Raw genomic sequence first — 11,963 nt, forward strand, 5'->3', positions numbered from 1 at the left:
GAATGAGTGGGCGCCGTTGCGCTGAATGATTTTAATTAATTACTCCGGCGGATTGTTCTAATTTTTTGTAAGCTACGATGGCGTCGGCTTTGGCAGCTTCGTAGTTGATGCGGGATTGTACCTGGGCGACATCCGCGTCAAGCAATTCTGTGGTGGTTACCAGACTGTTATCGTATTTGTTTTTGGTAATCCGATAATTTTCGTTTGCCTGTTCCATCGCTTTTGCGTAGACGTCAATTTTTCTTTTGCTCAAAACATAATTGTAATAAGCCGTATTGACTTCCAGATGAATGCGATCCAACAGAATTTCTTCATTGGTTTTGAGCTGATAAACTCTCGTTTTTGCTTGCTCCATTCTTGCTCCCGATTTCCACAGCGAACCAATGTCATATCTAACCCCGATTCCTGCATTCATTGCGTTCGGGATCGTGGCTACACCCGGAATGTTAAGTGCCACATAACCAGCAGTTAGTGCCACATTGGGATAAAAATCCGCCTTAACAACCTTAATGTCCGAAACCGCAGCTTTCTGGCGAATTCCGTTTGCTGCAAAATCCTTGCGATGCGAAATCGCCGTTTGCTCCCATTCAGCCGCGTTGCCTTCTTCTTTTAACGTCACGAAACTTGCTGAATCAGCTTCCAGCACGGTGTTTTCAGGCATTCCGAGCAACAAATTCATGTTAATGGTCGTCACTTTCAAATCATTTTCTGCATCCAGCAAAGTCAGTTCCACATTCGATTCCTGCAACTTGGCTTTCATCAGATCATTTCTTGCGAGCATTCCGTTTTTCTCGCGGTTTGTAAATTCAGCCACACGCTCCCGCTCCCGCAAAAGGTTTTCAGCAACCAGATCGACCGATTTTTTCGCTTTGTACAAATTACTGTAAGCGGCAACTGCATTCTGAATAACGGCATCCCGGTCGTTTTCAGCGTCAAGTTTGGCGGCCTGTTCCAGATAATGTGCTGATTCTAAACCATATTTGAATCTGAAACCGGAGAAGATCGGCAATGACGCGCTTGCCATTCCATACATAGCCTGATGCACATTCAATGCGCTTCCACCTGTGCTGTCACTTCCATTTTGAGGCAATTTGAGATTAATGTTCGGCGTGTTCAATCTCAGATAAGAGCCTGAGACACTCAGACTTGGCAATTGGTTTTCCTTAATCTGCTTGATGCTCAAACCTGCAAGATCGACATTGGTTTGGCTCAATTTAAGCTGCTTGCTGTTTTTCAAACTCATTTCTATCGCTTCTTCCAGCGTTAACTTTCGCTGGTCCTGAGCGAACACGTGAGCGGTTACGGCGAGCCAGAACACGCTGGCGATCGCAAAAACCATTCTTTTAGTCCTGGTTGTGGTGTTCATTAGTTACTGTAGATTTAAATAAACTCTTTAAGTGCTGGCTTAATTTACGTTTCAAATGACTCTGAAATTCAGCCTCTTCCATCCCTTCCAGACCATTAATCCGCTTGTAAAAATCTTGCGTGGCGATGGCATAATTAATCGTGCCATACAATGTGGTGCTCATCAGGCTCAGGTCGATATTCTTCCTGAATGCGCCAAGGGCCTGGCCTTCTTCGATCAACTTCTGCATCAACTGCACATTCCGCAGTTTCAACGCCCTGATATGCTCGGATATCGCTGGCGTACGTTCAGAAGAAAGTTGCTCGCGCATCATGATGTTGTGAAAGCATTGATTTCCCATCAGCCGGTCTATCGCGCTGTCGATCAAGATGTTGATTTTTTGAATTGGGATGAGATCCTCGTTTCCGAGCAGCATTTCCATTCGTGAGCGTGACTCGCCCATGCGCATTGCGAAGAGCGCTTCGATTAACTTTTCCTTCGATCCGAAATAATAAGAGATCATCGAGACATTCACATTGGCTTCCTGCGCAATGTCCCTGACCGATGTTCCGGCAAAACCTTTGTCCGCAAACAAGCGCTCTGCCACTTCTATAATTTGTAATTGCTTAGCGTTGTATTCCATCTAATTGCCTCAATAACAGTTGTTAGCATCCGCTTTCCGTTATTGATGATACAAATGTAATGCAGCTAAAAACAAAAATCAAACGTTTGTTTGATTTTACTAAACAAACGTTTGATTAGTAAAAAGAAATGTTGCTAGAATACCATTAAAAATTTTTTAATGTCGGCAAGCGTCCCTTGGGCTGCTATTTAACGCGTTCGGGGTTTTCACTCACGAAGGCGCCCCATCCGCCTTTTTTGGATTTCTTGGCAGATCCGGAGGAGACGGAAGCAGGAGAATTGGCATGATATTGATGGCAAATGGCGATGGCAATTCCGTCGGTTGCGTCCATAAACTCGCGGCTCAATTCCATATTGAGGATTTTTTCCAGCATATAGGCAACCTGTTCTTTGGAAGCACTGCCGCTGCCTGTCACGGATTGTTTCACTTTTTTCGGCGAGTATTCGACAATGGGAATGTCACGCGCCAGTGCAGCCGCCATCGCAACGCCCTGCGCGCGACCCAGTTTAAGCATGGATTGGGGATTTTTGCCGTAAAATGGATCTTCAATGGCCATTTCGTCGGGCAAATAGTCCTCGATGAGCTGGGTAATGCGCTCAAAAATTTTCTTTAACTTCAACTCGTGCGTAGTATATTTGCTCAAATGAATCACACCATATTGAACCAGCGTAATGTGCTGGCCCTTCACCGAAATCACCCCGTAACCCATCACCTGGGTGCCGGGATCCACTCCAATAATCACCTTTTCGGTAGCGTCGGTTTGCTGCATTTTAATCATGGTGCAAGATAAGGAACTCTCTACTCCCAAAGAAAGGAGAAACCTGCAAAACCTGCTCTGGATCGGCAAGCTCGTCGTCACGGTCCTGATCCTCAGTTACATTTATAAAACCTTCCGAAACGAGCAAAAAGGCATTGGCGATGTGGGGGCGGTTTTTCAAAATATCCTCGTTTCAGATCATGTCCCGTTCCTTTTTTTTATGTTAATCCTAGTCCCTGTCAACTGGGCATTGGAAAGTTTGAAATGGCAGCAATTGGCCAAAAAAGTGGTCGATATCACTTTTCGGGATGCATTTCGGGGAACATTGACCGGGCTCGCATTTGGCGTCGCGGCGCCCGCGCAGCTCGGCGACACCATCGGGCGCGTGGCAGCGTTAAAATCCGACCGGCGGTTGGAGGCGATTGGTGCGGCAATTGTTTCCAATGGCATTCAATTTTACATTTCCGTCGCTGCGGGTGCGGTGGGTTGGTTGCATTTGCAGGACAAAATCGGCTTGTCATCGCAAAGCAAGCAATTTGTTAATCTGCTCCTGGCGTTTGTGACCCTATCCGGGATTGTTGTGGTCTGGTTCCGAAAACCGCTTATGGACTGGCATCCCAAACGAAAGATTTTTCAAAAAATACACGCTTATTTGCGCATTATCGGCAGTTACTCTGCATTGGATTTGGGTCTTTCTACGTTGTATGGTTCGCTTCGTTATGCTGTATTTTTGAGCCAGTTTGTGCTGGCGCTATCGCTTTTCGACTTTCCCGTTCCTGCACTTGAACTTGCCTCCGCGGTTTCGTTGATTTTTTTAGCCAAAACATTGATCCCGGCGATAAATGTTCTGGGTGATTTGGGGTTGAGAGAATTTACTGCGTTGCTGGTTTTTGAACAATATAATTTGCCTGCCGAGGAAATCATTGCGGCAACTTTTCTGGTCTGGATACTCAATGTGCTCGGACCGATCCTGATCGGGATTTTCCTGATTTGGAAATATAAATGGAGCAAGATGAAATTTTCGAGCTCCAAAATCAATTCATGACACAACATTATCTGCTTTCCTGGCTTATCCCCCTACTCTGGCTTGTCATATCGAGTTATGCAGTTTTCACGTTCGTTCTCACCTTTTTCTGGAACCGGATCAAGCCATCGGGCATTTTCAAGTTTGATAAAAGGCTCTTTATCACGGTCATAGTTCCGGTCCGCAATGAGGAAGAGAACATTGGTTTGCTGCTCAATGATCTGGACCAACAACATTTTCCGCACGAGCAATTTGAAGTTCTGGTGATGGACGACAACTCCACCGACCGGACCGCTGCCATCGCACAAGCATTCGCGGCGCATTCACAGATCAATTTGCAAGTGATTCCGCTTCCCGACACGGCGACGACTTCTCCCAAAAAACGGGCTATCGAAACGGCCATCACGCGTGCAAAAGGAAATTTGATCGTGACCACAGATGGCGATTGCCGTGTAGAATCGGGCTGGTTGCAAGCCATTGCGGCTTGCTATGCAGCAACCAATGCAAAACTGATCAGTGCCCCGGTTACATTTTCAGAAGAAAGATCGGTTACAGATCATTTGCAAACCGTTGAATTTGCGAGCCTCATCGGCAGCGGCGCGAGTGCCATAGCCGCGGGATATCCTTCCTTGTGCAATGGAGCGAATCTGGCTTACGAGAAAAATGCCTTTATTGAAGTCGGTGGATTTGACGGTGTGCGGCACATTGCCTCGGGCGATGATGAATTTTTAATGCATAAAATAGCCGCCAAATTTCCAAAAGGCGTTCATTTTCTAAAAGATTCGCGTGCAATCGTGAACACGAAGGCGCATGATAACTGGCAGGCATTTTTCCGTCAGCGGAAACGCTGGGCTAGCAAATGGAAGCATTATAAAAGCAAAACGCCTCTTTTTCTGGCACTTTACATTTTTGGCTGCAATTTTTCCCTGCTGACGAGCGCGGTGCTTTTTGCCTTTGGTTCGCTGAATGCATTAACATTCTTCTGTTTGCTTTCTGTCAAATGTCTTCCAGAATGGTTATTCCTAGGGTCCGTGCTGAGGTTTTTCAAAAAGCCCAGATCCATCTTCTACATTCCCCTGACACAGCTTATTTATCCATTTTACGTTTGCTTTTTCGGACTTGCGGCACAAAAGCCTGCATATGAATGGAAAGGCCGGAAGCTGGTTTAAGTCGAAACCAAAAAACCACCCGAAAAGGTGGTTTTTATGGAGAAACGGTTGAGTGGGAAAATCAAAACACTCAACTAATCTAGATGTTCAATGCGGTAACGTCATAGAGAAAGAATTTGTCGATGACGTTTAATGTGATGGAGGAGGGTGTAAGTCGGAGGAAAAGATTTCGAAAAAAGACTGCGATGCTGTTTTGAAACTGGCCCACTTGCCCCAGTTTCAGACTTGATTCGACGATTGATTTGGCTCTTGGAAACTGAATGGCTTCATATTGCTGGAAGGCGATTTCAATTGCACCGTATTTCCGGATCACTTCACCCAGAATGTAAGCGCCTTCTATGGCAAGGCAACCTCCCTGTCCCAATGTTGGCGTTGTCGGATGTGCAGCATCTCCAAGCAATGTGCAATTCCCTTTCGACCAGCCTCTAACCGGAATTCTGTCCGATGGGCTTGCATTCAGGATCTGACTGGTTTCGGCTATCAGCTTTGGAATGGGATAATGCCAACCGCCAAAAATCGTTTGCAGATTTTGCTTCGCATCTTGCGGAGCGTCGTCATTGGATAAATTCACATTTTGCGTTGCCCACCAGCCATATTTTCCATTTTTGATTGGTAAAATGCCTACGCGCTGGCCATTGCCGTAGGTTTCGCTCGTGTAATTTATTTCCAGATCCGTTTCTGCAATGCCATACCAAACCTGGTAACCGCGGAAAATAGGTGCTCCGTCACCAATGATCCCTTTTCTCACCATGGAATGAATGCCGTCAGCGCCGATCAATGCGTCAAAAACCCTGGAAACGCCATTGGCAAAAGTGAGATTAACACGGCCGTCGGGCAGATTTTGAAATGATTCTAGCGAATGATCGGGATAGAGCGTTGCTTCTGCATTTTTGAGCAAGATTGCATGCAATGCTTTTCGATGCAGGCAAATGGCAGGAAGCTGATAACGCGGCTCGGTTTGCGCCAGGATTTTGCCTTTTTGCGTTTTCATCACAATCTTGGTTATTCCGCCTCCCGCATCCACAACTTCGCGCATAAAACCCAGATGCCTAAAGACTCGCAAAGCATTTGGAAACAAACATATCGCAGCATCGCTTTCTTCGAAGGCAGGATTTTTCTCAAAAACGTGGCATTTAAAACGTGTGTTTTTAAGACAGATTGCCAATGTCAGGCCCGCGATGCCTCCGCCGATGATTGCGATATCTTTTGTTTGCATCCGCTATGTGTTAATGGTAATTAATGCTTGAAAATCTTTTCAGACTGCACCGTGCCGTTCTTATCTGTAAGGCTTAGAATGTACATTCCGGACGGAAACCGCTGCAAATCAATCCGCTTGTCAGTAAAATTGCGCAACTGCGCCTCATTCCACTCTCCCACTTTCACACCCGCGACATTTGTAATTTTCAGGTTCTTCAACGAAGCCCAATCCGCGGCATCAATGGTGAGCCAGTCCAAAACCGGATTGGGATGAAATGTCAACCGCGTTCCGCCTTCAAAATGAATGCTACGCACACGGCTATACGCAAATGTCCCGTCCAGATCCACCATTTTTAGCCGATACAAATTGTCGCCCTGCACCGGGCTGCCATGCTCAAATGCATAAGTCTTAACCACATTGCTCTCGCCATTGGCCTTCACCCTTCCAACCTCAATCCACTGTTTCCCATCAATGCTATGCTGTATTTCAAAAACGTCACTATTCGTTTCCTCCGAAGTGCTCCAAGCCAGCAGCGCTTTGTTTTCGTTAGCAATCGCTGTAAAATCGACAAGCTTAACTGGCAGAATGCTGCCTGATGTGGTTGCTGTGATTGCCCAAAGATTCTGACTAACTACGTCTTCCTCAATGTAGTGGTTATTCAAGTCCACCATACTTTTATTAGTTGGAACAGTAAAAACGAGATTCTCTTCTCCAAACGAAAACTGTAAAAGGCTTTCATCATTACCATTGAGCTCAGAAGGCTGATAACGCATTCCGATCTTTCCGGTGAAAGGCATTTTGCTTTCTACCTTGTAAATACGATTGATACTTGAATGTGGAGTGCCAATCATGGATGACTCTAAATGGTTAATTTCATTACTGATTAAATTGATAGCCAAGGCCGGAGTCAGGGACAATCCATCGACATGTACGGTCGCTCCGCTCTGGATTAATACGCTATTGCCCTGAATGAAGAGTTGCGCTTTACTGTGCATCGTTACAAGCAGGCAAAGCAGGCTGCCTAATGTAAAATATTTATACTTCATATGACAAGTGATTAAAGCATTGGAAACAAATTGGTTCGATTTCTGCCCTATTGCTTTAAAACAAGTCGGCCGTTGAAAAAAGTCCTCTGTGATTCAGTAATGAGTAGTCCTGGGATAAGTGAACCCATTATTGCCTCCACATGCACTCTATCGTTTGCCTCTAAACTAACATCAATGGAAATGGATGTATCTGCACTTGTCGTTACAAAGTTTCCATTTTCGGCAATAACATCTTTAACACCATTTCTAGTACGAACTAGTCTGATTGAAAATCCGTAAGGAACAGGATCGTCAACCCCGCCATTGTCATTATCTTCATCTTGAAAATTAGAAGATCCCACCTGAACATCGAAATGGAAAATCCCTTTAACTGGAGCGAAAAAAGTGCTGTGGGGAATTCCACTTGCATCGATATAATCATTACCAATATCATAAACTTGATTAGCGAATGCGATCTTCACAAGAACATTAGGATTGATGTTTTCACTTCCACCTCCTAAAATTCCGTTTGCTGAGAAAAATACGTCGTTTCCGTTCAACGGATCTTGCCAAGTCGCATACCCATTCGCATCAGACGTAAGCACTCTTCCTGCTCCAATGGTCTGTCCAGGGCCATGAATCTGCATTCTGCCATTTACTTCCAAAGCAGTCCCGCTTATGTTTGCACTGGATGCCTGAACTCCTATACCAGTTGTAGATGTAAATCCCACAATTCCTCTGCCTGATTGAGAAATTCCTCTTACGCCGATTGTCGCTATGCCGCTTCCGGTGATTGCCGAACCGTTTGCATCGTTGCCCAAGTTCGTGATCAGGAAGAGCGGGCCTGCGTTGAAAGCATTTTTTGAAAAAGGCAATGTTAAATCTGCTCCCGCACCAACACCCGTCCACGTCGGATTTGCAGGTGTTCCCGAGTTATAGTAAAACCCCGCCTTGCCTAGCCCTGCATTTGTATTGTAAATCAGTAAAGCCGTGGCTGGATTGGGAATGGTGGCATTATCCGTAAGCGATTGCAATGAAATTCTAGGAATCAGCAATCCCTTATTTGTTCCTGCCACTTCCAGCGATGCGCTTGGGTCGGGGTTGTTTGTGTTGACGCCGACGCTTTGTGCGAAGAGGCTTTGGCTCCACCATAATATGATCATGGTAAGGAGGGCTTTCATAAGTTCGCGGCGGAATGTGCTCTTTCGCAATGGTAAAGTTCCGTTTCTCATTTTGTCATGAATGTTTTGTGTGAGATAATGAAGATGGACCCAATGCACTGTCCTGCATTTTCGTGACATAATGTTCTTCGGAAATTGCTGAGAAGAAGAATCCGTTGAGTAAAAGGCGGCGGCCGATTATTTAAGGGCGAGATTTACGGTGGGTGGGAAAGTGCTTCGTAAGATCTACTAAACGGTTTTTTACAACGCTATAAAAGTAAAAAGGCTGCCCTCAACACTTGGGACAGCCTTTTTGGAATCACATAACGCTATATAAAAGAACTCTAAAACTACTTTTTCAAGATCTTGGATGAATGTTGCCCTTCGCCATTGACAATGTTGACAATGTATAAGCCTGCTGCGAATGACTGGACATTTACTTTCAATTCGGTTTGATTTTGCGATGGGAACACATGGTAAACCGGCTTCCCAGCGAGGCTTACGATCTCCAATTTCTTTACCGGAGAATAACTTTTTACATTCACTTCTTCCTGCGTCGGATTAGGGAAAAACGCTACGGAAAGTCTCGCATCGCATGTTCCTGCTTCTACACTGCGGATTGCGCTGTATTCAAACGTTTCGTCCGTATCCACTTGTTGCAAACGATAATAATAGAATTTCGCAGGGGCAGTTTCGCGTGAATAAGGCGAGTCGTTGTAGGCGTATGCTTTCTGATTTGCATCGTAAGTGACGCGGTTCAGGGACACAAATGTCTTCGCATCCGTGGAGCGCTGCACGACGAAATGCGAGAAGTTTTTCGCCTCGGTAACGGTCCAATTCAATTGCACGTCACAATCTTCGTTTTTTGCTGTGAAGCTGGCAAGCGTTACGGGCAGTGCGCCTGCTGGCGGAGGGCTGGTGTAGCAAGTGCCTGCGGATGCGGGATAAGTGATTTCCACGATTTTCCACGGCGTCACGGTCACTTTAATTTTCGCATTTTCATCGCGGATCGAGGAATAACGGTCTACCACTTCCACCCATTTATCGCCGTTCTTTTCCCATCCCGGCCAGGCAATGCCTTTTCCGTCTGCGTCCACGGCTGCTCCCGGAAACAAAATGCTGCCTGTCAATGGCTTACCCGCATCTTCCTGGATCACCTTGTCGTCCGAGTTGATCCATTCGATCTTTGCGGTTTCACCAGTTGCGTCGTAATTGGGTGTAATCTTGTATTCCAGCCACGGCGCGTTGTTGATGCATTTTGAGATTACTTCTACAGTCAGCGCTTTTTCGACGGGTTCGGCAATGTGCGGCAAAAACGGCCAGAAGTGAATTTCGTCACGGTTATGAACAAAGCTTTTGGCGATGATCTGGCCATTGATGTTGCCATTATTTTCTTTGATCAGGTTGGCATAAGGCGCGAAAATTGTTCCGTGGATTGGTGTGTTGCCTCCGAGGATCAGTCTTTCGGTTGCGTCCGGAAAGTTGTAAATGACGTAGCTTCCCTGCGAATCGGAGAGTCCGCCGACGCTCGGGAAGTTGATTATCGGGTTTCCGCCCTTGGCTGCGCAGAATGTGGGGAAGTCTATAATATTGACAATCAGCGCAAATGGGCCTGTATAACGCACATCACCCAACTGCAGACCTTGCGGAACGCGCTCTATATTCGTGTTCTGAATTTTCTCCCAGACCGCAGCCGAAACCGTAAGCACATTGATCGTGTTCGGATCGACAATGATCTTTGGGTTGTTACCAATTTTTGTAGGGTCAAGATATGGGCCGGTTTCCATGCCGCTGATTATGTTTCCGTTCTGATCGCGGATGGCTAGATTATCTTTCATGTCTCTCAATTGCGCGGAACGCTTCATGAAAGTCGTGAAAGCGGCATCAATGTCTATTTGATCTGCTCCTGAACCGAAAACATTCTGACAAACGGGATTCACATCCTCTCCCACTTTCGGAGAAAAGCTGTTCACATTGGCATTGATCGTAATGTTGGGCGTATCAGAATAATTACTTGCGGCGCCGGTGATGCGGATCGTCGATTCCGCATTGTTATTGTCTTTGTACCAAACGCGCAAGTTTGTTGCCGCATCCGGGTTCGAAGGTGCGCATTGCCCTATTTTCACATAATTGTCTCCATTCACCGAAAGACTTCCGCTGGCCAGCTTTACACCGCCACGAACAGCGAGCCCGATTGACGCACCGCCTACAAAGAAGACGCCATGTTGTTTATTGAAACTGATCTGATACTGGTTGGTTGTCAAATTCCCACCAATGGCAACAGGGCCTTCTGTTTCACTGGATGCAAAGGTTGCGTCGCCTTTTATGAAGATGTTGAATCCTTTGGCGGCAGAGGTCGGGCTTTGTGCATGCGCATTGTTAACATTCAAACTTAGCGTAGCGAGGAGGCTTACAAGTAATGCTTTGGCGGACATTGTTGAGTGAATATTTATTACTCAACGAAAGTATGCGACGCTAAAAACAATGTAATTTTTTTTGTGACAACCCCACTCTTGTCTGGGGTGATTTAAGAAAAATCCGGGGTTTTAAGATTTATGTTTTTGCACTTAAATAATATATTCCCCAAATAAATAATAACTATATCGGAAGCCCAAACTATTTATTTCGAAAACAAGTATTATAGAAATTCTACACTAAATCATTCATATTCTATCAAATAGCGAATCCAAGACCGTTTTAAATCTACAATTTCGCACTTAGCTGATCAACCCGCCTGCAAAATGATCTTATAACTTTTCCAATGCAATGTTATTGTGTGCATAGCGACAACCTTAATCGAGCTGCGGGCAGCCATACAATTATTTGGAGCCTGGACGCCCTTTGATTTCCTTGATCTCATTTTGCATTTCCTGCAACATTTTCATCAATTGCTGCATGTCCGTTTGCGGCTCGGGAAGCTCCTTGCTGTGGAAACTGTAATATTCCCAAAGCTCGATAACCTCCGATAACGGCACGGTGTAAGCAAAATATTGTTTGTTGAATGATTGCAGCAGCATGGTGCCGTTGCTATTAATGGTCACTTGCTTGAAAACAAAATCCTGATCGCCTTTCAAGATCACAATGCAAGGCGTTTCGGGCTTCACAGCTGTCCAGTCCTGAACGTATCTTGTAATGATATCGCTCCCTTCGGGCACGGGAAGCATGGAATCACCCACAGTCGGGAACATCCTGAACGTGCCGTTTTTGGGAAGCGTAGGCAAGCTGAAACGCGGCAATGTTGCCAAAAACTCCGGATCGCTGTAACCCGAGCGATATCCAGCCTTTGCCTGCACGGGAACATATTCAATGTTCTCCTTCTCTTCGCGATCGACGGTGATCGCCAGCACGCGAATGTTGTTTCCTTTCATAAAAAGCTCGCTGCCTTCTTCAAGGTCCTTCACCTTTTGCTCCGAAAGCTTGCTCAGGTCCACTTTCAGCAGGCTGTCAATGCTCATTCTGAAGAATTCAGAAAAGTGGATCAAGTCATCGATCGTCGGATTTGCCGTGCGACCGCTCTCATGCGCATTCAACTTTACTCTGGTTATTCCAAGACGCTCTGCGAGTGCTTCCTGGCTCATTTTCAGGCGTAAACGAAGATACCTGATATTGACCGACCAAAAAATTTCCTGACTTCCCATAACA

Annotated in this window: 10 protein-coding genes; 2 read left to right on the plus strand and 8 right to left on the minus strand. The window is 45.8% G+C overall.

Annotation, left to right across the window (positions count from 1 at the left end; all coding sequences use genetic code 11):
- Nucleotides 1–31: 31 nt before the first annotated feature.
- The 3 genes from LZG73_RS11345 to ruvC form a co-directional block, all read right to left on the minus strand.
- Nucleotides 32–1,366 carry a TolC family protein gene (locus LZG73_RS11345; RefSeq protein WP_233848961.1) on the minus strand — a complete coding sequence of 445 codons (1,335 nt, stop codon included), beginning with the start codon at nt 1,364–1,366 and terminating at the stop codon, nt 32–34.
- The gene (locus tag LZG73_RS11350; RefSeq protein ID WP_233848963.1) at nt 1,344–1,988 is read right to left on the minus strand and encodes a TetR/AcrR family transcriptional regulator; all 645 of its coding nucleotides are present in this window, start codon (nt 1,986–1,988) and stop codon (nt 1,344–1,346) included. Before LZG73_RS11350 ends, LZG73_RS11345 begins: the two co-directional genes overlap by 23 nt.
- A gap of 184 nt (nt 1,989–2,172) precedes the next feature.
- Nucleotides 2,173–2,757 carry a crossover junction endodeoxyribonuclease RuvC gene (gene ruvC, locus LZG73_RS11355; RefSeq protein WP_233848965.1) on the minus strand — a complete coding sequence of 195 codons (585 nt, stop codon included), beginning with the start codon at nt 2,755–2,757 and terminating at the stop codon, nt 2,173–2,175.
- A gap of 7 nt (nt 2,758–2,764) precedes the next feature.
- Here ruvC and LZG73_RS11360 point away from each other — a divergent pair, with 7 nt between their 5' ends.
- Nucleotides 2,765–3,790, plus strand: coding sequence for a lysylphosphatidylglycerol synthase transmembrane domain-containing protein (locus LZG73_RS11360; RefSeq protein ID WP_233848967.1), 1,026 nt, complete (start codon nt 2,765–2,767; stop codon nt 3,788–3,790).
- Entirely contained in the window at nt 3,787–4,938 is a 1,152-nt protein-coding gene (locus LZG73_RS11365; RefSeq protein ID WP_233848970.1) for a glycosyltransferase, read from the plus strand. The genes LZG73_RS11360 and LZG73_RS11365 overlap by 4 nt, the downstream gene beginning before the upstream one ends.
- Before the next feature lie 79 nt (nt 4,939–5,017).
- On the opposite strand, the gene LZG73_RS11370 is transcribed toward LZG73_RS11365, so the two are convergent.
- The 5 genes from LZG73_RS11370 to LZG73_RS11390 all read right to left on the minus strand — a co-directional run bounded on the left by LZG73_RS11370 (nt 5,018) and on the right by LZG73_RS11390 (nt 11,959).
- Nucleotides 5,018–6,154 carry an FAD-dependent monooxygenase gene (locus tag LZG73_RS11370; protein WP_233848973.1) on the minus strand — a complete coding sequence of 379 codons (1,137 nt, stop codon included), beginning with the start codon at nt 6,152–6,154 and terminating at the stop codon, nt 5,018–5,020.
- Between the two features lie 20 nt (nt 6,155–6,174).
- Nucleotides 6,175–7,182, minus strand: a complete 1,008-nt coding sequence (locus LZG73_RS11375) for a T9SS type A sorting domain-containing protein (protein WP_233848975.1) — start codon at nt 7,180–7,182, stop codon at nt 6,175–6,177.
- A gap of 47 nt (nt 7,183–7,229) precedes the next feature.
- A complete protein-coding gene (locus LZG73_RS11380; RefSeq protein ID WP_233848977.1) occupies nt 7,230–8,393 on the minus strand; it encodes a hypothetical protein in 1,164 nt (387 codons plus the stop codon).
- Nucleotides 8,394–8,671: 278 nt separating this feature from the next.
- Nucleotides 8,672–10,756, minus strand: coding sequence for a choice-of-anchor A family protein (locus LZG73_RS11385; RefSeq protein ID WP_233848980.1), 2,085 nt, complete (start codon nt 10,754–10,756; stop codon nt 8,672–8,674).
- Between the two features lie 384 nt (nt 10,757–11,140).
- The gene (locus LZG73_RS11390) at nt 11,141–11,959 is read right to left on the minus strand and encodes a LexA family transcriptional regulator (RefSeq protein ID WP_233848982.1); all 819 of its coding nucleotides are present in this window, start codon (nt 11,957–11,959) and stop codon (nt 11,141–11,143) included.
- Nucleotides 11,960–11,963: the final 4 nt, after the last annotated feature.

It is taken from the genome of Dyadobacter sp. CY326 (assembly GCF_021390515.1).
Lineage (GTDB): Bacteria > Bacteroidota > Bacteroidia > Cytophagales > Spirosomataceae > Dyadobacter.

Coding starts and splice junctions, on each gene's coding strand:
- ruvC (WP_233848965.1), bottom strand. CDS start 2,757: ATGCAGCAAACCGACGCTACCGAAAAGGTGATTATTGGAGTGGATCCC.
- LZG73_RS11360 (WP_233848967.1), top strand. CDS start 2,765: ATGGTGCAAGATAAGGAACTCTCTACTCCCAAAGAAAGGAGAAACCTG.
- LZG73_RS11380 (WP_233848977.1), bottom strand. CDS start 8,393: ATGAGAAACGGAACTTTACCATTGCGAAAGAGCACATTCCGCCGCGAA.
- LZG73_RS11350 (WP_233848963.1), bottom strand. CDS start 1,988: ATGGAATACAACGCTAAGCAATTACAAATTATAGAAGTGGCAGAGCGC.
- LZG73_RS11370 (WP_233848973.1), bottom strand. CDS start 6,154: ATGCAAACAAAAGATATCGCAATCATCGGCGGAGGCATCGCGGGCCTG.
- LZG73_RS11345 (WP_233848961.1), bottom strand. CDS start 1,366: ATGAACACCACAACCAGGACTAAAAGAATGGTTTTTGCGATCGCCAGC.
- LZG73_RS11390 (WP_233848982.1), bottom strand. CDS start 11,959: ATGGGAAGTCAGGAAATTTTTTGGTCGGTCAATATCAGGTATCTTCGT.
- LZG73_RS11385 (WP_233848980.1), bottom strand. CDS start 10,756: ATGTCCGCCAAAGCATTACTTGTAAGCCTCCTCGCTACGCTAAGTTTG.
- LZG73_RS11365 (WP_233848970.1), top strand. CDS start 3,787: ATGACACAACATTATCTGCTTTCCTGGCTTATCCCCCTACTCTGGCTT.
- LZG73_RS11375 (WP_233848975.1), bottom strand. CDS start 7,182: ATGAAGTATAAATATTTTACATTAGGCAGCCTGCTTTGCCTGCTTGTA.